Here is a 20,527-nt window from a genome sequence, read left to right on the forward strand (position 1 = left end):
ACCCGGGGGCGCCCCCGGGTCTTGTCCTCTGTTTGTTTGTTTTATTTGTTTTATTGCTCCGGGGGGGGGCCCGCCCCCGCCCCCCCCCGCCCCCCGCCCGGCGCCCCCCCCCCCCCGGGCGGCCCCCCCCGCGACCGTGTCACCCACCCCCCAGCGGGGCGGTCATCGGGTCAGCCCAGCAGGGCGGCCACCGCGTCGGCGGCCGGAAGGTCCGCCGGCAACGCCCGCGCCGCCACCACCGCCGCGACCGGCAGCGGGCCGTACACGTGCGGGAAGAGCTGCCCGCCGCGCGACGGCTCCCACCGCAGCGCGTCACCCAGTCGCTCCTCGTCGACGCTGAGCAGGGTCAACCCGGTAGCCCCGGTGAAGTACCGCCGCGCCGTCTCCACCACCTGGTCGCCGCCGGAGAGGTGGATGAAACCGTCCTGCCGGTCCACGGCGGAGCCGGCGAAGGCACCGGCGGCGAGGGCGTCGTCCCATTCCGCGTTCGACAGCAGTTTGTAGATCACCACAGCAGCGTACGGGGCTGTCGTCGGCGCGCCCGCCCGGTTTTCGCCGGTACCGCCGCGCCCGTCGCCTCCCGCCGGGCATGCTCAGGTCAAGGGCCGCGGAGGGATGGGCGATGCAGAGCTACGACGATGACTGGACCGACAGCCAGCGGGCGCTGTACGACGAGTGCTACCGGGCCGGCGGCGAGTGGGCCGAGGACCCGGACACTCCGTCCGACGACGTACAGCACGTGATCAACCTGGCCGAGGCGGACGACGACGCCTTCCAGGACGCCGAGATCGACTATCCGCCCCTGGTCGACGCGGTCACCCAGGCCAGCGGGGTCAACGTCACAAGCGTGCCGGCCAGCCACGAGGACCCGGGTTTCCGCGGGTTCACCGACGGCGTCCGGGACGCCACCGCCGACGACACCTTCGGCCTGTGACCGCCGTCCTCGGCCGGTAGCCCGCCCCGCCCGGGCTGGGCGGCCTCCCGGTCCGCGCGCGCTTCTGCCACCATTCGCAGAACAGCGCTGCGACGGACGGGGGCACGGGTGCGGATCCTGCTGGTGGAGGACGACCGCCGGGTGGCCGCTGCGCTGTCCTCCGCCCTCACCCGTCGGGGGTACGAGGTCGAGCACGCGGCCACCGTCGCCGCCGCGCTCTCCGCCGCCCCGTGCGACCTGGTGCTGCTCGACCTGACCCTGCCCGACGGCGATGGCACCGACCTGTGCCGGGAGCTGCGTCGGCGCAGCAGTCAGCTCGGCATCATCGCGGTGACCGCCCGGGGTGAGGAACGTGACCGGGTGCTGGGTCTGCGCCTCGGCGCGGACGACTACGTGGTCAAGCCGTTCTCGATGGTGGAGTTGCAGGCCCGGATCGAGGCGGTGCTGCGCCGCGCCGCGAACGCCGCGCCCGAGCGGCACCTCATCGAGGCCGGGTCGGTCCGCATCGACGTGGCCGCACGGACGGTGACCGTGGACGGCCGCGCCGTCACGTTGACCCGCAAGGAGTTCGACGTGCTCCTCTCGCTGGCTCGCCAGCCCGGGGTGGCGGTGCCCCGCGACCGGATCCTGCTCGACGCCTGGGGCACCACCTGGGCCGACCGGCACACGGTCGAGGTGCACGTCGGGTCGCTGCGCGGCAAGCTCGGCGACGCCCGCCTGGTGGAGACCGTGCGCGGTGTCGGCTACCGGCTGCGCGACGCGTGAGGAGCTGACGTGCGCCGTCGCCTGGTGATCAGCTATCTGCTGCTGATGGTCCTCGTCCTCATCGCATTGGAGACCCCACTGGCCGCCACCATGGCCAGCCGGGAGACCGAACGGGTCCGCGCCGACCGGCTCGCCGACGCCACCCGGTTCGCCTCGTTGGCCGGGCCGGCGTTGCGCGACGGCGGGCCCGGCCCGATCGAGTCGGAGCTGACCAGCTACGACGACCTTTACGCGATCGGCGCCGCGATCGTCGACCGGGACCGGAACATCCCGGTCTCGTCGCCGAGGTGGCAGGCCAGTCGGGGGACCGCGACGGTGCTGGACGTCGCGCTGTCCGGGCAGCAGACCAGCGCCCCCGAGTCGGTCTGGCCGTGGACGACGGACCCGGTGGTGGTGGCGGTACCGATCAACGACGGAGGTGAGGTGCTCGGCGCGGTGGTGATCGTGACCCCGGCCAGCCCGATCCGCCGAGCTGTCGTCGCGTGGTGGCTGCTGCTCGCCCTGGCGGGTCTGCTCGCCGTGCTGGCCTGCGTGCTCACCGCGTTCGGGCTGGCCGGTTGGGTGCTGCGCCCGGTCACCGAACTGGACGCGGTCACCCACGAGATCGCCGAGGGCGATCGGGGCGCCCGGGTGCAGCACCGGCTGGGGCCGCCGGAGCTGCGCCGCCTCGCGGCCAGCTTCAACCACATGGCCGACGTGGTCTCCGACGTGATGGACCGGCAGCGCGCCTTCGTCGCGCACGCCAGCCACCAACTGCGCAACCCGCTCACCGCGCTGCGGCTGCGGGTGGAGGAGTTGGGGCCCAGCCTCACCGACCCGGACGGTCGGTCCGAGCACCGGCTTGCCCTGGAGGAGACCGACCGCCTCGCGCTGGTGCTCGACGCGCTGCTCACCCTGGCTCGGGCCGAACGGGAGGAGAACGAGCGCGTCACCGTGGACGCCGCCGCGGTGGCCGCCTCCCGGGTGGCCGCGTGGGCGCCGCTGGCCCGGCACCGGTCGGTCGCGTTGCGGCTGGCCACGACCGACGCCCCGGCGTACGCCCAGACCGTGCCGACCGCCGTCGACCAGGCGCTGGACGCGCTCATCGACAACGCGGTGAAGTTCAGCGGGGCGGGCGGGGCGGTGACCGTGACGGTGGCCCGCCGCGACGGCGGGGTGGCGCTGGAGGTACGCGACTCCGGCCCCGGCATGACCGAGAGTCAGCTCGGCCAGGCGACCGAGCGGTTCTGGCGGGCTCCGGACGCGCAGAACGTGGACGGCGCGGGGCTCGGCCTGACCATCGCCGCCGTGCTTGCCGACGCGTCGGACGGGCGGCTCACCATGCGCCCGGGGGAGTCGCGAGGGCTGATCGCGGCCCTGTGGTTCCCGACGCCGGACCTTCCGGTGGAGCCGGCGGACGAGGAACCGGCCGCCGACCTGCGGCCCTCCCCGGCGCGGTGAGGCCCAACCGTCACGGTTTGGTGGCGCGGTACCAGGCGGCGGCGCCCGGGTGCAGCGACAGCGGCGCGGTGACGATCGCCGAGCGGGGGCTCATCCGTCCCGCCGCCGGATGGGCGGCGGCCAGCTCGGCCCGGCGTTCCATCAGCAGCCGGGTCACCTCCCGGACCAGCGGCTCCGGCAGGTTGGACCGCACGATCAGGTAGTTCGGGTCGGCCACCGTGGTCACCGCGTCCACCCCGTACACCGAGCGGGGGATGTCCCGGGAGACGTAGACCTGGCCGTAGCGGGAGCGCAGCGACTCGGTCCACTCGCTGAGGTCCACGATCCGGATGGCGCTGGCCTTGGCCAACTCCTCGATGCCCCGGACCGGCAACCCGCCGGAGAAGAAGAACGCGTCGATCCGCCCGGCGCGGAGCGCCGTCACCGAGTCGTCCAGACCGAGCCGTTCGCGGCGCACCTCGTCGCCACCGAGGCGGGCCACCTCCAGCAGCCGGGTCGCGGTGATCTCGGTGCCCGAGCCGGGGGCGCCGACGGAGACTCGCCGGCCGTTCAGGTCGGCGACCGTGCGGACCGGGCCGCCGCTCGTGGTGACCAGGTGCAGCTGGTCGTCGTACACCCGGGCGACGGCCTCGACAGTGGGGCTTCCCGTTGTGCTGGTGGGCAGCACGTCGGCCTGGGTGAAGCCCAGCTCGGCCCCACCGGAGCCGACGAGCTGGACGTTCTCCGCCGAGGCGGCGGTGATCACCACGCTGGCCCGTACGTCGGGGAGCTCCCGGTTGAGGATGGCCGCCAGGGACTGCCCGAACGCGTAGTACACCGCGGTGGGACTGCCGGTGGCGATCCGGATCGACGTCGGCTCGGTCGGGGTGTCCCGGCAGCTGGCGACGGCCAGGTTCGCGAGCAGCAGCGCCGTCGACAGGGCGGCCAGGCCGACGCGGCGGGACGAGGTACGACTCACGCGGTGCACTGTGCGCCGTCGCGCGGGTGCGCGCAAGCCCGGCTCGGCGACGTCCCGGACGGCCGAAATCCGATCAGCAGGCCGCGCGACCTGCCGGTGCCACGACCGCACCCCGCGCCGACGCCGGGATCCCGCCGCCCGCTGTCGCCGTCCCGGGGGCGGCCAGCGGGCCGCGCGCCGGCGTCCCGGGGGCGGCCAGCGGGCCGCGCGCCGGTTCCAACGCCGCACTGCGCAGGATCCGCTGCCGGTCCGGGCCGTCGGCCACGCTGACCAGGAAGCAGCCGGTGCCCGGGCGGAGCCGGGCCGGCACGTCGAGCACGGCCGCGCCCCGGATCAGCACCGCGGCCAGCTCCCGGTCGGTGAGCCGGACACCGAGGATGTGCCGGCGGACGTGCCGCCCCGCGGCCAGTAGCGCCGAGCGCCAGGCCGCCTCCGCCAGCCGGGTCACCAACCGCCGGCGGGCCGGCGAGGCGCCGGGCAGCGGCCCGCCGAGCAACTCGCGCCGCCCCTGCCACCAGCCCGCGTCCAACATCCGGGTGTACGCGCCCTGGTGCTCGCGGGGCACCCACAGCCGGTGCAGCTCGTAGCGACGGCGCAACCCGCCGACGGTCACCTCGTGGGTGACCGGGATGTCCAGCCGGGCGAGCAGTTGCCGCATCCGCTGCGCGGCGTCCTCCCGGTTGAACTCCACCCCGGGGGTGTGCTCGGCGCGTACCCCACTCGGTCGGGCGGCTGTCGGTAGCGGCGTGCAACGCTGCAGGCAGGCAGCCTCGAACGCGTCGCCCAGGGTCAGCCAGCCCAGCGGGGCCGGGGGCGTCGGGGAGTGGGGCCGGTCGAGCAGTGCGGGTTCACGGGTCAACGGAGGCTCCCTTGTCGGAGTCTGGGTTGCCCTACCGTGACCCCTGGCACGCCGTTACGGAACCGGTCCGGCCCAGCCTTGAGCAAATCTTGCGGCTGGCGCGCCGTTACAGGTCGGTGACCACCAGGTCCACCTGTCGTACCCGGCCCGCGGCGGCGGTCTGCTCCAGCACGGTGTGCTTCAACTCGCGCAGGGCGCCCACCAGCTCCGCGGCGGTGCGCGGCCGGGCGCCGGCGACGAGCAGGTCCCGGACCAGCCGCCCCTTGGTCGCCTTGTTGAAGTGGCTGACCACCGAGCGGACCGGCACGCCGTCGACCTCCCGCTCGTGCAGAACCCGCACGGTGACCGTCCGCTCGGCCAGCTCCCCGCGCGGCGTCCAGGTGGCCGCGTACGCGCCGGAGCGCAGGTCCAGCACCGGGCCGCGACCGGCGGCGGCGTCCACCGCCGGCGTCAGCTCCCTGCGCCAGTACGTCGACAGCGCCCCGACGTCGGGCAGGCGGGCGCCGATCGGGCAGCGGTACGGCGGGATCCGGTCGGCCAACCGGACCGCGCCCCACAACCCGGAGCTGATCAGGATCGACCGGCGGGCCGCCCGTTGCGCCGCGGCCGGCAACGAGGCCAGGTCCAGCGCCTCGTAGAGCACCCCGGTGTAGAGCCGCTCGGCCGGTGCGGTGGCCGCCTCCCGCAGCCGGGCGTTGCGCCGCAGCTCGCCTCGCTGGCCCTCGCTGAGGCCGAGCGCCGCCCGCGCGGCCTCCTCGTCCGGCCCGGTGCTCAACGCCACCAGGGCGTCCAGCACCCGCTCGCGGGCCGGGTTCAGCTCGGTCAGCGAGAGCCGGTCCGGGGCCCAGCGCCGTCCGGTGCCGGCGTCGGCCTTCCCCTCCGAGGGCGGCAGCAGGATGAGCATGGGTCTCCTCGACGGGCGAAACGGCGGCGCCCCACGCGCCGGCCCGGCCAGCGTACGACCAGGCCCTACCGCCAGGGCCGCACCGGGGTGTCGGGGTGGTACACGCGATAGCCGCCGACCTCCCGCACCGGCGTGGCGTCGGCCCGGTCGGCGAGCAACCGGCGCAACCGCCGCTCCATCGGCGAGTCGACAGCCACCACGTAGCCCGGCCGCTCGGCCCGCCCCACCTGCCGCCAGTACGGCCGGTAGCGGTTCTGCCCCGGGGACAGGTTCCCGTCGAGCACCCCGCAGACCACCGCCTCATTCGTGTTGAAGATCAACCGGTTGCAGGTCCAGTAGTCCCCGTACACCTCGTGGGGTCCGTCGGCGCGCAGCGCGGCGGCCAACTCCCGGGCCTGGCGCTCCTCGGTCCGCGACGCCGCGGCTCCGGTGGCCGCGAAGAGCACGGTGATCACCAGCGTGGTCACGGTCAGCGCGGCCAGCACGGCGGTGGACAGCGCGCCGGCGAACCGCCCGAGCGCGCCGACCGTGCCCCGCCAGCAGGCCACCGCCGCCGCCCAGAGCGGCCAGAGCACCGCCGGTAGCGACAGTTGCAGCACCGACAGGTAGCGGGCGTTGTCCAGTGGGCTGGTCGCGGCGAGCGGGCTGCGCACGTACGACAGCAGGGTCAACGCCGCGCCGACGATCAGCGCGAGCTGCACGACCGGCCCGACCCGCTCCCCGCGCGGCACCCCGGCCGCCCGTCCGACCCGCTCCCCGCCCGGCGTCCGGGCCGCGCGACGGTACGCGAAAACCGCGAGGGCCGCTCCGGCCACCAGCAGCACCGGGTACAGCACGCCGAACCACTGTTGCCAGCGTCCGCAGCCGTCCACCGGGCAGAGCCCGTGCGCCAGCGGCACCCCCTCCAGCAGGCCACCCCGGATCCGGTCGGACCACGGCGGCTGCGGCCCGGTCTTCGTGCTGACCGCCCGGAACACCGACAGCGAGTCCTCACCGGGCCCGGCCCGCAGGTTGTCGAGGATCATCGGGGCCACGCCGACGGCCACCCCCGCCACCAGCAGCAGGCCGGCCCAGCCGAGCAGCTCCCGCCGTACCGCCCAGACCAGGGCCAGCCCGGCCACCGCGAGGTACGGCAGGATCAGCCAGTCCGACCAGACGGACAGCCCGACGAGCAGCCCGAACAGGCCGATCGCGAGCCGTCGGCGGTGGACCGTGCGGGCGGCCAACCCCACGGTGATCAGCAGCATCAGCAGCACCGCCGGCTTCACCTCCGGCCGCCCACCGACGACGGTGAGCTGGTCGCGCACCACCCGCTCCGGCCCGAGCGCGAGCAGACCCACCACGAAGGCGGCGAACCACGGTGTGCAGAGCCGGCGGGTCAGCCGGTGGATCAGGTAGAGGAAGACCGCGTACAGCGCGAGCATCGGCAGCCGCAGCACCGGCCAACTCGGCCCGGCCAGCGCCACCAGGGGAGCGGCCAGGTACGACTCCAACATCCCCATGTAGTGCTGGCCGTAGAGGAAGACCGGATGTTCCCGGCCCTGCCCGATGTGCAGCGCGGCGAGGCCGAAGGTCGCCTCGTCGCTGTTCGACACCGGCACGGTGAACAGCGTCAGGACCAGCCGGTAGACGACACCGGCGAGCCCGAACAGCAGCGCGACGAGCGCCGGCCGGTCGAGTCGCGGACGCCATCGCCCGCGGTGCTGCTCTGGATGCGACACGACCAACGCCCCCGTCGTCGTCCCGACCGGAGTGTTTCACGTTCGGCCGGGCCGCCGAGGTGGATCGGCGCAGCCGGGGTGGGGCGGGATCGGCTCGACGGTGGCCGGGTCGGATCGGCGCAGCCCGGTTGGCTCGCATGGCCGTGGCTGTCGACGTGTGGCAGGGTTGGCGCGTGCCACCCACTCCCGCCGGCCAACTGGCCGTTCCGAACCTGCACCGGGCTGCGCGGATCGAGGACGCCGTGCACCAGATCGTCGAGCGTCGGCTGCGGCGCACCGGCTGGCGGGTCAACATCGTCGCGTACACCGGCTACGGCGCGCCGGGTTGGGTGCGGGTGATGTGCCGGGTGCTGCTGGGTCGTCCGGACACCCGCCAGCGGGGTCGGCTGGACAAGGTCCGCGGCTGGCGCAGCTTCACCACCCTGCCCGCCAAGCACGTCACCGTGACCATCGAGGCCGGCGGGGTGTGCCACGAGGCGCGGGCCGACCGCAGCGGCTTCGTCGACACCCTTGTCGAGGCCGACCTGCCGCCCGGTTGGGGTACGGTCCGGCTCAGCGTTCCGGACGCCGAGCCGGTGGACGCGCCGGTGCGCATCCTCGACCCGGACGTCAGGTTCGGCATCCTCTCCGACATCGACGACACGGTGATGGTGACCGCGCTGCCCCGACCGCTGCTCGCCGCCTGGAACACGTTCGTGCTCGACGAGCACGCCCGCGCGGCCGTGCCCGGCATGGCGGTGCTCTACGAGCGGCTGGTCACCGCGCACCCCGGCGCGCCGGTCTTCTACCTCTCCACCGGCGCGTGGAACGTGGCGCCCACGTTGACCCGCTTCCTGTCCCGGCACCTCTACCCGGCCGGGCCGCTGCTGCTCACCGACTGGGGCCCCACCGCCGACCGCTGGTTCCGCAGCGGCATGGAACACAAGCGGGTCACGCTGGCCCGACTGGCCCGGGAGTTCCCCGACGTGCGGTGGCTGCTGGTCGGCGACGACGGTCAGCACGACCAGGAGATCTACCGGGAGTTCGCCGCCGCCCACCCGGAGAACGTCGCCGGGGTGGCGATCCGCCGGCTCTCCCCGACCCAGTCGGTGCTGGCCGGTAGCCTGCCCGCCCCGGCCGGCCGCCCATCGTCGGGGCCGGTGGGGCAGAAGTGGCTGTCCGCCCCGGACGGCGCCGGCCTGTGGCAGTTGCTGCGCGACGCCGGCCTGGTCTGACCGCGCTCCTCCCCGTGGCTGAGCCCGCACGTGCGAAACCCCCGGGTGCCGCGGTTGCGGTGCCCGGGGGTTTCGGCACTTCGGGTTACAGCAGTGAGGGTGCGGCCCAGGCGACGGTGCCGGGGGCGCCGTTGCCCGGGTAGAGGGTCAGGGTGCCGTTGCTCCTGCGACGGACCATCAGATCCATCTTCCCGTCGTTGGTGACGTCACCGAGGCTGCTCATGTCGAAGTCGCGGCACAAGCCGCAGACCAGGACACGGGGGGCCCAGACCGGGGCCCCACTGGCAGCCGTGTTGGGGTAGACCCACATGTCGCCGGTACCGGCGTTGCGCATGACCAGGTCCGGCTTGCCGTCGTTGTTGGCGTCCTCGATGTGCACGTTGTCGTATCCACCGCAGGAGCCGCAGAGCAGAATCCGGTTGCTCCAGGTGATTGCGCCGCCGGTCGGGCCGTTGCCCAGGTACGCGTACATGTCCCCGGTGCTGTTCTCCCGGATGAACAGGTCGGTCTTGCCGTCGCGGTTCACATCGGCCAGGTCGGACGTGCCGAAGTTGACGCATTTGCCACAGACCAGCTGGCGGCCACCCCAGACCGGGTCTCCGCTGGCGACCGTGTTCACGTAGACGTACATGTCGCCGGTGCTGATCTGGCGCATGAAGAGGTCAAACTTGCCGTCGTTGTTGGCGTCGGCGATGTTGAACGAGTCGTAGCCCCCGCACTTACCGCACACGACCACACCGGCGTCGAACGTCAGCGTGCCGTCCAGGTTCGTGCCGCGGCGCAGCAGCACGTCGCCGTTGCTCTGCCTGATCAGCATGTCGCCCCGGCCGTCACCGGTGACGTCGCGGACGTTGGGTGCGAGGAGGGTCTGGGCGTAGTTGCCCGGCGCGGTGGCCTCGGCCGGGTTCAGGGCCCGGTCCCAGTGCTGCACGTTGCTGACCTGGCCGGAGTAGTACGAACTCGGGGCGCCCTTGTAGCGGTAGTGGCCGATGACGAACCGGCCGGTGCTGGGCCAGGACACGGCCGCGGCGTGCTGTGCCGTGCCGGCGAGGTTGTTGTTGACGTAGAGAGCCATCGTGCTCGTGGTGTGGTTGTAGGTCGCGACCAGGTGCGTCCACACGCCGAGCTGCGCGTTGGGTGCGCTGACGGCCTGGTCGTACGACCAGGCGTCACCGTCGGACCGGGCCATCCCGAAGCGCCAGGTGTTGTCGCTCTGCTCCTGCCAGAGAATGAACCGGGCGGAGCGCGCCCCCTCCTCGGAAAGGATGATCTTGCCGGCGGTGGTGGGCTTCACCCAGGCGGCGACGCTGAACGACTTGGTGGTGTCGATCAGTACCGGACTGGCGGCGCTGACCAGGCTGCCGGTGCCGTTGGCGTCCACGCCCGTGCCGGTGGCATCGGTGTTGAGCCGCAGGTCCGGGCTGAAGAGGTCACCCTCGTGCCAGTACGCGTTTCCGGTGCCGGTGAGGGTGCTGCCGCCGGAGGTGTCGGCCGCGGTCGCCGCGGTCGCTCCGGCCGTCCCGTCGTTGAGCGCCCAGGTGTGCTTGGCGGTGACCAGACCCTGCGCCTGCTGGGTGGCGATGGCGGGCGTGCCGCCGAGGCCAGTCACCAGGTACGCCGTGGTCAGGCCGTTCGCGCCGACGGTCCACAGGTCGGCGGTGTCGTCGGAGTTGACATCGGCGGCCCGCAGGCTCAGCGCGGCGCCGCGGTTCCAGTTGGTCGAGAGCGTGTACGGCGTGTAGGTGAGCTGGTTGGTGTCCTGGTTGTACGCCAGGTTCGTCCAGAGGTGCAGGGCCCCGGTGCTGCTGTTCCACAGGAACATCGAGGTGCTGCCGTTGATCTGGGCGGTGGCGATGGTCCAGTTGTTCCAGTCCACGCCGCCCGTCGGCGTCGGCGTCTGGGTGCTGGCGCTGTAGTAGTAGAGGCCGGGCGCGAATGCCATCGGGTAGTAGTTGAGGTAGTAACCGTTCGTGGCGTCGCCGCTGGTGCCGATCAGGTCCGGCAGGATGGACCCGGTGGCACGGGTGTCGCCGGCATTGACCAACTGCAGCGGCGCGTTGCCGTTGCCGTCGACAAGTAGCTCACCGGAGACGCTGACCTGGTTGTTGTACGGCTGGATGACCGAGCCGTCGCCACTGCCCCGCAGGATGGTTCCGTTGCCGGCGTTGGCGCCCGCGGTGTAGTAGACGAGGACGTCCTGCAAACCGGACCCGAAGAAGTGACCCGAGATCGCCTGGCCACCGTTGAAGTCGGACGGGTCCTCGTTGCCGGTGACCCCGTTGCCTCGCGCTCCGATGTCGTTCACCGTGGTGCGCACCGCGCCGCTGTTCATGCCCGTGCCGAGCCACAGCCCGGAGGGCAGCCCGTTGCGGGCGCCGATGGTCAGCAGGTCGGCGACACCGTCACCGGTGAGGTCCGCGTCGGAAGCCGTGTCGGCGGGATCCGCGTTGAAGGTGACGGTGGCGGTCTCGCCGAAGTTGCCACCCGCCGAGAGGCTGGTCACCGCCAGCGTGTTGGTGAACCGGGTCGGCGTCGTGATGACGGTGGCGGCGCCGGCCGTTGCGGAGATGGTGACCGGGGGCAGGCCGTTGAGCTGGTAGCTGTAGCTGGTCGGCTGGGTGCCGGTGCTGGGCGGCGTGATGGCGAAGTTGACCTCTTCGCCGATCTTCGGCTGTCCCTGCGGCTGGCTGATCTCGGGTGCGCCGGTCCGGGTGGGGTCAAAGGTGAAGTTGCAGGTCGCCGACCAGTCGCTGGCGGTCCGGAAGTCGGTCGCCTGGACCTTCCAGGAGAAGTTGGTGACCGCGCCTCCCGCGGCGGTGCGCAGCGTGGCGGATGGCACGATCAGCACGCCGGTGCTGCCCGAGGAGTACGTGAGCAGGTTCGGGTTGGACGAGGCCAGGGCGGTCTGCGAGGCGTCGGCGGTCTTCCAGAGCTTGAAGCTCACCCCGAGGGTGCCGCCGTTGGGGTCGGACACCGGGGCGTAGAGGTAGACCGGGTTGTCGCCGATAGTCGACCCGCCGGCACAGGCGGTCCGTGGCGAGGTGGTCATCCCGGTCGGCTTGTTCGGCTTGTGGTTGTAGAGGATCTCCAGCGTGGGGCTGGTCTGGAGGAACTCCTTCCAGCTCTGGGTGTCGCTGCCCTCGTTCTCGCCGACCAGCCGCAGGGTCCGGGTGGCGGTCCGGTTGTTCGCGAGGTCGGTCGTGATCTGGCTGGTGATGTCGAAGGCGACGCCGGCGGCGGCGCAGCCGCTGTAGCCGTGGGCGAAGCTCGCGGTCGCCGCGAGCCGGGTGTTGCTCTGCGACTCCCAGAAGTTCCAGGTGGCGTTGGACTTGGTGAGCACCGTGTCCGGGGCGTAGACGTTGACTCGCTTCGGGTTGCAGGACCACGAGAGGGTGTTGGTGATCTTGAAGGTGGCCGAGCTGATCTCGGCACCCTTCAGGGCGCTGTAGGGCACCGGAAAGTTGATCAGCGTGTTCGAGCGCTGCTCGCCGGAGTTACCCACCTGCATCCGACCGATCGGGTCGGGGGTGTTGTTCCAGTAGTTGGTGGACTGGTGCTGGTAGGAGATGCTGGCCCAGCCGGACATCCGCGGGCCGCTGGCGCTCCAGTTGAAGCTGGGGTCGATGTAGACCGGGTAGACGGTCGCGGCATCGGTGAGCAGCTTGCGGTCGGGCTTGAGACCGAGCTTGCCGGGGGCGATGGAGACCCCGATGGCGGCGGTACGCGCCGCGCGGCCGGGAGCTGCGCTCGTCGACGCGGCGCCGCTGCGAGCGGTCGGTCCGCTGGTGCCCCCCGCCGAGGAGTCCCACATGAGTGGCGCGGGTGCGGTGATGACCGCGTCGCCGGCCCGGTCCTGTCCGCTGATGTTTCCTGCCGAGTCGGCGCCGAGCGTGAACCCCTTGGCGGCGGTGGCCAGTTCGAGCGTGGCCAGCTTCGGGTTCGCCGCGGCCTTCGCGTCCTTGACCACGAAGACGTGCGAGAAGCCGCCCTGGGCGTTGACGGTCGCGGTCAGGTCCACGCCGGGCAGTACGTCGGGGTAGGTGGCCGTCGGCCCGGCGAGCGTGGGCGCGGGCAGGGCGACGGGTGCCGTCAGGGTGAGCGAGCGGTCCCCGCTGACCAGGTGTGCCATCGGCCCGGTACCACCACCGGAGAGCGTGATGTCATGCGTGGTGGTGGTCGCCGTGACGGCACCGTCGGCCCGTCGGACCAGGGTGGGGTCCAGTGGCTTCCAGGTGTTCCCGACGCGCTTGCGGGCCGGCATGGCGCTCTGGCTGAGCAGGAGCCGTCCGTCCGGGCGGGCGGTCAGGGTTTCCGTCGAGGTGCCGGCGGCGGTCGCCTCGACCTGCTTGCCGGTCCGCTTGGCGTGGGCCAGCGCCGCGTCCACCCCGAGCGGCCCGGCCGGCGCAGCGGCGGGTTTCGGCTTTGCCGGCGCGGCAGCGGCGGCTGGCAGTGCGAGCGGCACCGCGGCCGTGGCGATGGCGACAGCGGCCACCGCACCCGATGCGACGGCGCGTAGGCGCAGTCGTCTCTTGATCATGTTTAGTACTCCCCGTGAGTGATGTGAACGCGTAGCCGCGTCCGTCGAGCGGCCACAGTGAAGCAGTCAGGCCGGCCTACGGGAAACGTCTCCGGTCACTACCTGCTGTCCCTTTAGCACTCAGTGAGAGTGTTTTGATGGCATCGGCAGCTGATCATCGTTATGACTCCGTGACCTCTGCGAGTGGTTGAACATGAAACATTGTTCGCGCCACGGGGGTGCGCGCCCAATCACCCTGCGTGGTCTTCATTTCATCTCGCAGAGTTGAGGTCCGCATGGCCGTCCACGGGGGATTACGCCTGCTCACACGTCCCAGACGTCTGGTCGCGGTGGTCGCGGCCGCGTCTCTCGCCGCCAGCCTGCTGTCGGGTGCGCCCGCGGTGGCCAAGCCCAAGGAACCGGAGTTGGCGAAGGCGCCAGCGACGTCGCCGGGGCAGTCGGTCAAGGGTGTGAAGCCGTTGCCGACGAAGTTCGTGACGCCGCCGGATGACGCGAAGTCGACGTTCCGGCCGACGCGCACGGTGTGGCCGAAGGCTGCTTCGGCTGAAGTCGAGCTGCCGGTTGCCGCTGCGGGCGCTCGTGCGGCGTCGCCGTCGCGGGTGCGTGCTGCTGGTACGCCCGTGTGGGCCGAGTCGGTGGCGGCGAAGGCCGGCCCGCGCAGCCTGAAGGTGAAGGTGGCTGACCGTAAGGCTGCCGAGGCGGCTGGGGTCGATGGTGTGTTGCTGTCGGTCTCTCCGGACGTCAGCGCCGGTGCGGTGCGGGTCGGTGTGGATTACGCGGGGTTCGCGGAGGCGTTCGGCGGTAACTACGGGTCGCGGTTGCGGTTGGTGCGGTTGCCGGCCTGTGCCCTGACGACGCCGACGCTTAGTGAGTGTCGGGTGGCGTCGCCGTTGGTGTCGTCGAATGACGCCGGGGCGCGGTCGGTGTCGGCTGACGTGTCGATGGCGGCTTCGGACGCGCGGGTGCAGGCGGCCGGCGGTGTGACGGTGCTGGCGGCGGTCGCGGCGGCTGGTGAGGAGGGCGGCAAGGGCGGCACGTACGCGGCCACGGACCTGAAGCCGTCGGGGTCGTGGACGGGTGGCGGGAGCACTGGTTCGTTCACCTACTCGTACCCGATCACTGTGCCGCCAGCGGCGTCGGACCTGGTGCCGACGGTGGCGTTGTCGTACGACTCGGGCAGCGTGGACGGGCAGACGGCGTCGACGAGCGCGCAGGCGTCGTGGGTGGGTGATGGTTGGTCCACCCCCCGGTCGTATGTGGAGCAGACCTTCGCGTCATGCATGGACGAGCCCGGCGGCAGCGCGTCGCCGGTGAAGACGCCGGACCGCTGCTACGACGGCCCGTTGTTGACGTTGTCGTTGAACGGTTCATCGACGGCGTTGGTGTGGGATGCCGGGAAGCAGGTGTGGAAGCCGGAGTCGGACAACGGCGAGGTCGTCACCCACGTCGAGAACGCGAACAACGGCTCGGGTACGTACAACACCGACTACTGGCGGGTGACGCTGCGCGACGGGACCAGTTACGAGTTCGGTCGTAATCGGCTGCCGGGGTGGGCGTCGGGTAAGGCGGAGACGAAGTCGGTGGACCACACGCCGGTGTACTCGCCGCACTCGGGAGACCCGTGTTACAACTCGGCGGGGTTTTCCTCGTCGGTGTGCACGATGGCGTACCGGTGGAACCTGGACTACGTCACCGACACCAACGGCAACGCGATGGCGTACTACTACAACCAGGCCACGAACTTCTACGGCCGCAACAAGGGCGCGACGGATGTGTCCTACGTCCGCGACAGCAACCTGGCGCGCATCGACTACGGGTTCACCGATGGTGGCGCGTACGGCACGGTGGCGAACCAGATCGTCTTCAACACCGGTGACCGTTGTCTGTCGGGGACGTGTCAGCCGTTGAACTCGGCGAACAAGGCGAACTGGCCGGATGTGCCGTTCGACTTGATCTGCGCGTCGGGGGCTGATTGTGCCGACTGGAGTCCGTCGTTCTTCTCCACCGTACGGTTGACGTCGATCGAGGCGAAGCAGTACAACACGGCGACGTCGACCTACGAGAAGGTCGACTCGTACGCGTTGTCGCAGAGCATGCCGGCTACCGGTGACGGCACGTCGCCGACGTTGTGGCTGACCGGGATCGTGCGTACCGGTCATGACACCAGCGCGGGTGGGTCGACGGCGGCGATCACGTTGCCGTCGGTGTCGTTCACCGGCATCAAGTTGCCCAACCGGGTCGACACCGCTGGTGGGCTGCCGTCGTTCTACCGGCAGCGTATCGCGACGATCACCACCGAGACCGGCTCGGTCATCAGCCCGTCATATGAGCTGCCGGTGCCCTGTGCGGCGCCGGTGAGCACCGACCCGGCGGCGAACACGAAGTCCTGCTACCCGGTGTACTGGACCCCGGACGGGTACACCGACCCGTTCAGGGACTGGTTCAACAAGTACGCCGTCACCCGCGTGACGTCCACTGACCCCACCGGCGGCGCCGCGGCGTTGTCGACGAGCTACAAGTACCTCGATGGGGCGGCCTGGCACTTCGACGAGAACGAGGTCGTCAAGGCCAAGTACCGCAGCTACGGCCAGTTCCGTGGTTACGCCAAGGTGCAGACGTTCACCGGCGACGGCGTCAACGACCGCCGTACCCAAGCGGAAACCGCCTACTACCGCGGCATGTCGAAGAACAACAACAGCACCGTGCTGAACCTGACCGATTCCGTCGGCGGTACCCACGAGGACGTCGACGAGCTCGCCGGTAAGGAGTTGGAGAGCACCCAGTACCTCGGCGAAGGCGGTCGGGTCGACTCCTCCACCATCACCTCCTACTGGATATCCGGGGCGACCGCGACGCGTTCCCGCACCGGTTTGTCGGCGTTGACGGCGCAGTGGGTCGCACCCGTCAAGACCTACACCCGCCAGGCCGTCACCAGCAGCGGCTCGGTGACCTGGCGGACCACCGGAACCGACAACAGCTACGACGCGAACACCACCAGCGCCACGTTCGGTGAGCTGAAGAACACCTACACCTACACGGTGCCGGTCGACACGGCGTACGACCAGTGCACCACCTACACCTACGCGCCGGCCAACACCGGCAAGAACCTCGCCGGGCTGGTCAGCCAGACCGAGACCGTGTCGGTGGCCTGCGGCGGCTTCACCCAGGGCAGCCCCGCCTCCGAGCCCGGCAGCGTCAACACCCTCACCGCCCCGGGCAGCGTCAACCGACCCGCGCAGGTGGTGAAGGCCGAACGGACCTTCTACGACGTGGCGGACTTCGCCACGACGTTCCCGCAGGCGGCGGCACCGTCCAAGGGCAACGCCACGATGACGCAGGCCGCCAAGGACTACACCTCAGGGGCGTACACCTGGCAGACCACCGAACGGTCGACCTACGACAGCTACGGTCGGGTCACCGATTCCTACGACGCCAAGGGCAACAAGACCACCAGCGGCTACACCATGAACGCCGCCAAACTGGTCACCGCCACCTCAACCACCAACCCCGCCGGGCACGGTGGCTCCGTCACGCTCGACACGAAGCGCGGCATCCCGCTGGTCAGCACCGATGCCAACGGCATCATCACCACCCAGCAGTACGACGCACTCGGCCGCACGACGTCGGCGTGGTTGAACTCGCGGGCCACCAGCCTCGGGGCGAACCACAAGTTCGCCTACACCGTCTCGAAGACGGGCGTGTCCGCCACCACCACGCAGACCCTGAACAACTCCAACGGTTATCGGACGTCCGTGGTGATCTACGACGCGTTGCTGCGCACGCGGCAGACCCAGTCGATCACCCCGGCGGGTGGCCGGATGATCACGGATACGTTCTACAACACCCGTGGTGGGACTCGCGCGACCTACAACGGCTGGTGGGACGACGCGTCGTTGCCGGCGGTCAGCACGCCGGTGTCGGCGGCGGATCTGGGCAAGCAGGTGCCGAACCAGACGTTGACCACGTACGACGGGTTGGGTCGGGCGGTCGTCGTCACTAACGCGAAGAACGGCGTGACCGTCTCGACGACGACCACCGTGTACGCCGGTGACCGCACCACGGTTGTTCCGCCTATCGGCGGGGTCGTCTCGGCCACCCTCACCGACCCGATCGGTCGGAAGAAGGAGCTGCACGAGTACAGCGTCCGTCCGACGGTGACCACGCCGGCGGACACGTTCACCGGGATGTTCACCGTCACCGGTGGTACCGCGACGGTCAGTAAGTACGGCTATGACGAGCACGGCAACCAGTCGACGCTCACCGACGCCAGTAACAACGTGTGGACCTCGACGTACAACCTGCTCGGCCAGGTCGTGGGCAAGGTCGACCCGGACGCCGGGACCAGCAGCATGAGCTACGACGCCAACGGCAACCTCGAACAGTCCACCGACGGGCGCGGTAAGACCCTGTCGTTCACCTACGACGCCCTCGATCGCAAGACCGGTGAGTTCGCGGCGACGGTGGCGAACCAGTCGACGGCGAACCGGCGAGCGTCGTGGGTGTATGACAACAGCAACAGTGTCGAGGGTGTCACCAACGCGCTCGGGAAGCTGACCACCACGACCGCCTACCGCGGTGGGCAGGCCTACGTCACCCAGCAGAAGGCGTTCAACGTCTTCGGCAGCTCCCTCGGCACGACGGTCACCATCCCCGACACCGAGGGCGCACTCGGCGGGTCGTACGCGTTCGGGCACACCTACACCTCGGTGCTGGGTCTGCCGCTGACCGACACCTACCCGGCCAAGGGCAGCCTGCCATCCGAGACCGTCCTGCACGGCTACACCGGTGTGCTGGACCTCCCCACCACCCTCGGCGGCCTCGCCGGATACGCCAATGGCGTCAGCTACGACGCCTACGGCCGCGTCGACCAGCAGACCCTGGGCTCGGGCACGAGCCTGGCGTATGTCACCAATACCTACGACCCGCACACCGCCCGGTTGACCAACCAGCGCGTCACCCGCTCCACCACTGCACCAACGACAGTGGATGAGCAGGAGTACAGGTACGACCTGGTCGGCAACATCACCCGCAAGATCAGCAAGCGGCTCGGTGCCAGCACCCCGGCGGAGACGCAGTGCTACGGCTACGACGGCCTGGCCCGCCTCACCGAAGCGTGGACCGGCACCGACGCCTGCGCCACCGCACCCACCGACGCCAACAAGTCCATGGTCGGCAACGCCATCGGCGCGGGCAGCGCCTACTGGACCAGCTGGCAGATCGACCTCATCGGCAACCGCACCCAACAGATCGAGCACAACCTCACCGGCGGCACCGACACCAAGACCGTCTACGCCTACAGCGGCAACGGTCAGAACAAGCCCCACACCCTGACCTCCACCACCACAACCGGCGGGGCAACCGGCACCACCTCGTACACCTACGACGACGCCGGCAACACCACCGGCCGCAACGCCGCCCAGGGCAACCAAACCCTCACCTGGGACGACGCCGGAAAACTCACCGGAGTCACCGGCGGCACCAGCGGCACCAACACCTTCATCTACGACCCCGACGGCAACCTGCTCCTGCAAAAGGAACCCGGCAAGAACACCCTCTACCTCCCCGGACAACAACTCACCCTCAACACCACCACCAGCATCATTGAGGGCGACCGCTACTACGCGCTTCCGGGCGGCGGCAGCTGCATCCGCTCCGGCAGTGGCACGGCTTACACCTTCGCCATCGCCGACCACCAGGGCACTCCTTCGCTCTATCTCGACAGCACCGCTCAGAACCCGACCTGGCGGCAGTACACGCCGTACGGCGGACCCCGAGGCGCTGCGGTTACCGCACCCGACAACCACGGCTTCCTCGACAGACCGATGAGTCCGACCGGACTCACCACCGTGGGCGCCCGCTCCTACGACCCCACCGCAGGCCGATTCATTTCCGTCGACCCAATTCAAGACACCGCTCAGCCGCAGCAGTGGAACGGCTACTCCTACGCCAACAACACACCTATCACCTCCAGCGACCCCACCGGGCTTATCCCCGACGATTGCAAGTACTTCGACTGCTACGGCTATGACGTAAAGAAGGGCTGCCCGGGTGGATGCGGCTCCACCGATAACGTGACCTACGGCAAGAAGAACAAGCTGAGCAGCACCAAGCTGAAGCGCGGAAAATACGTGCCGCCGACGCGCCAGGCGCCGAAACCGAACAAGTGTGGATTCCTTGCCTCGTTGTGTAACCGGGCCAAGGCCGCGGTGGACGACGCGCGCCAGGTCGTTGACACTGTTGGTCGTGCGACGGTGCAGGCGTGGGACGCCACTTACGAATGGGCGAAGGACAACCGAGGAATGCTCGTGACGCTAGCGGCCACCGCCGGATGCTTCGTTCCGGCCGTTGGATTGGTGGCCTGTGCGGGGCTTCAGGCAGCCGCTTATGCGGTGCGTACTGAGCAGGCCATCAGCGAGCAGGGCGGGTGGGAAGCTAACAAGGAACAAATTATGGTGGATGGCGTGTTGACCGCCGGAACCCTCGGTATCGGGGGTGCCTTCCGGATGGCGCAATACGGAAAGGTGGGGGGTGTCAAGAATGTCCCGCTGGTCCCGCTGCCGAAATTCATCTCACCGTCCAACAACGCTGCGTATCAAAAGGCGTCGACTGCAGGTTGGAACGCCGCGACCACGATGAAGATGCCTTGGAACTTCGGCCCCACCATCGCGAAGACGATGGCATGGTCCGGTCCTGCGTTTGGCGTGAACAAGTGTTTCGTGCAGCAGGCCTGCTGACATCGCCATCGTGAGGAAGGGCTTCTTGGGGTCCATACGGGCATGATCACGAACCGGTGGGGGCGCACTAGGATCTCAGCAGTGCGCTCCCACCGCCTACCCGGGGGCCGATGATCGGGATGCGAGAGGGGCGATATGAGGACAGCCTGGCGGTCGTGGTTCTGGAATGTCGTTTTGATGGTGATCATGACGGTAATGGCTGCCATCATCACGGGCGTCGCGATCTCGCAGAAGAACCCGGTTTCGGCTGTTGGATTCGGGGTCGCTGCCCTTCTCTGCTGGATCGGGGCCTTCCGTGCGCCAACTCTTGGCGTCTACGCCAAGCCCCACGGCGTGGGGGGGGGGGGGGGGGGGGCCCCCCCCCCCCCCCGGGGGGGGGGGGGTGAGCCCCACAAAGACGAGCCGGGGGGGGGGGGGCGGGCGCCCCCCCCCCCCCCCCGGGGCCCGCCCCCGCCGCCGCC

Annotated in this window: 10 protein-coding genes and 1 pseudogene; 5 read left to right on the plus strand and 6 right to left on the minus strand. The window is 70.5% G+C overall.

What is annotated here, in order from left to right; translation table 11 throughout:
• Positions 1-170: 170 nt before the first annotated feature.
• Entirely contained in the window at positions 171-509 is a 339-nt protein-coding gene (locus ACIBD9_RS31860; protein WP_396723222.1) for a DUF952 domain-containing protein, read from the minus strand.
• A 113-nt stretch (positions 510-622) separates the two neighbouring features.
• Here ACIBD9_RS31860 and ACIBD9_RS31865 point away from each other — a divergent pair, with 113 nt between their 5' ends.
• The 3 genes from ACIBD9_RS31865 (at position 623) to ACIBD9_RS31875 (ending at position 3,139) form a co-directional block, all read left to right on the plus strand.
• Positions 623-934: a hypothetical protein gene (locus tag ACIBD9_RS31865; protein ID WP_204944301.1), complete on the plus strand. Its 312-nt coding sequence runs from the start codon at positions 623-625 to the stop codon at positions 932-934.
• 108 nt (positions 935-1,042) lie between these two features.
• Positions 1,043-1,699 carry a response regulator transcription factor gene (locus ACIBD9_RS31870; protein ID WP_124822714.1) on the plus strand — a complete coding sequence of 219 codons (657 nt, stop codon included), beginning with the start codon at positions 1,043-1,045 and terminating at the stop codon, positions 1,697-1,699.
• 9 nt (positions 1,700-1,708) lie between these two features.
• Positions 1,709-3,139 carry an ATP-binding protein gene (locus ACIBD9_RS31875; protein ID WP_396723224.1) on the plus strand — a complete coding sequence of 477 codons (1,431 nt, stop codon included), beginning with the start codon at positions 1,709-1,711 and terminating at the stop codon, positions 3,137-3,139.
• Positions 3,140-3,149: 10 nt separating this feature from the next.
• On the opposite strand, the gene ACIBD9_RS31880 is transcribed toward ACIBD9_RS31875, so the two are convergent.
• From ACIBD9_RS31880 to ACIBD9_RS31895, 4 genes and pseudogenes are all read right to left on the minus strand, one after another.
• The gene (locus ACIBD9_RS31880) at positions 3,150-4,106 is read right to left on the minus strand and encodes a TAXI family TRAP transporter solute-binding subunit (RefSeq protein ID WP_396723226.1); all 957 of its coding nucleotides are present in this window, start codon (positions 4,104-4,106) and stop codon (positions 3,150-3,152) included.
• Between the two features lie 199 nt (positions 4,107-4,305).
• Positions 4,306-4,956 (minus strand): annotated as a pseudogene (locus ACIBD9_RS31885) (hypothetical protein); the annotation flags it as partial.
• Between the two features lie 106 nt (positions 4,957-5,062).
• Positions 5,063-5,860, minus strand: a complete 798-nt coding sequence (gene yaaA / locus ACIBD9_RS31890; RefSeq protein WP_396723228.1) for a peroxide stress protein YaaA — start codon at positions 5,858-5,860, stop codon at positions 5,063-5,065.
• A 65-nt stretch (positions 5,861-5,925) separates the two neighbouring features.
• Complete coding sequence (locus ACIBD9_RS31895; RefSeq protein ID WP_396723230.1) at positions 5,926-7,581, minus strand: ArnT family glycosyltransferase; 1,656 nt, start codon at positions 7,579-7,581, stop codon at positions 5,926-5,928.
• 137 nt (positions 7,582-7,718) lie between these two features.
• Between ACIBD9_RS31895 and ACIBD9_RS31900 the strand changes: the two genes are divergently transcribed.
• The gene (locus tag ACIBD9_RS31900; RefSeq protein WP_396723231.1) at positions 7,719-8,795 is read left to right on the plus strand and encodes an App1 family protein; all 1,077 of its coding nucleotides are present in this window, start codon (positions 7,719-7,721) and stop codon (positions 8,793-8,795) included.
• An 85-nt stretch (positions 8,796-8,880) separates the two neighbouring features.
• On the opposite strand, the gene ACIBD9_RS31905 is transcribed toward ACIBD9_RS31900, so the two are convergent.
• Complete coding sequence (locus ACIBD9_RS31905; RefSeq protein ID WP_396723233.1) at positions 8,881-13,332, minus strand: LamG-like jellyroll fold domain-containing protein; 4,452 nt, start codon at positions 13,330-13,332, stop codon at positions 8,881-8,883.
• A 275-nt stretch (positions 13,333-13,607) separates the two neighbouring features.
• Here ACIBD9_RS31905 and ACIBD9_RS31910 point away from each other — a divergent pair, with 275 nt between their 5' ends.
• Positions 13,608-20,066, plus strand: a complete 6,459-nt coding sequence (locus ACIBD9_RS31910) for an RHS repeat-associated core domain-containing protein (RefSeq protein WP_396723235.1) — start codon at positions 13,608-13,610, stop codon at positions 20,064-20,066.
• Positions 20,067-20,527 lie beyond the last annotated feature (461 nt).

The sequence above is a fragment of the Micromonospora sp. NPDC050784 genome (genome assembly GCF_044456765.1).
GTDB lineage: Bacteria > Actinomycetota > Actinomycetes > Mycobacteriales > Micromonosporaceae > Micromonospora > Micromonospora foliorum.

Excerpts from the sequence above, each read along its gene's own strand:
- yaaA (WP_396723228.1), bottom strand. The coding sequence starts at position 5,860 with ATGCTCATCCTGCTGCCGCCCTCGGAGGGGAAGGCCGACGCCGGCACC.
- ACIBD9_RS31865 (WP_204944301.1), top strand. The coding sequence starts at position 623 with ATGCAGAGCTACGACGATGACTGGACCGACAGCCAGCGGGCGCTGTAC.
- ACIBD9_RS31910 (WP_396723235.1), top strand. The coding sequence starts at position 13,608 with ATGGCCGTCCACGGGGGATTACGCCTGCTCACACGTCCCAGACGTCTG.
- ACIBD9_RS31905 (WP_396723233.1), bottom strand. The coding sequence starts at position 13,332 with ATGATCAAGAGACGACTGCGCCTACGCGCCGTCGCATCGGGTGCGGTG.
- ACIBD9_RS31900 (WP_396723231.1), top strand. The coding sequence starts at position 7,719 with ATGGCCGTGGCTGTCGACGTGTGGCAGGGTTGGCGCGTGCCACCCACT.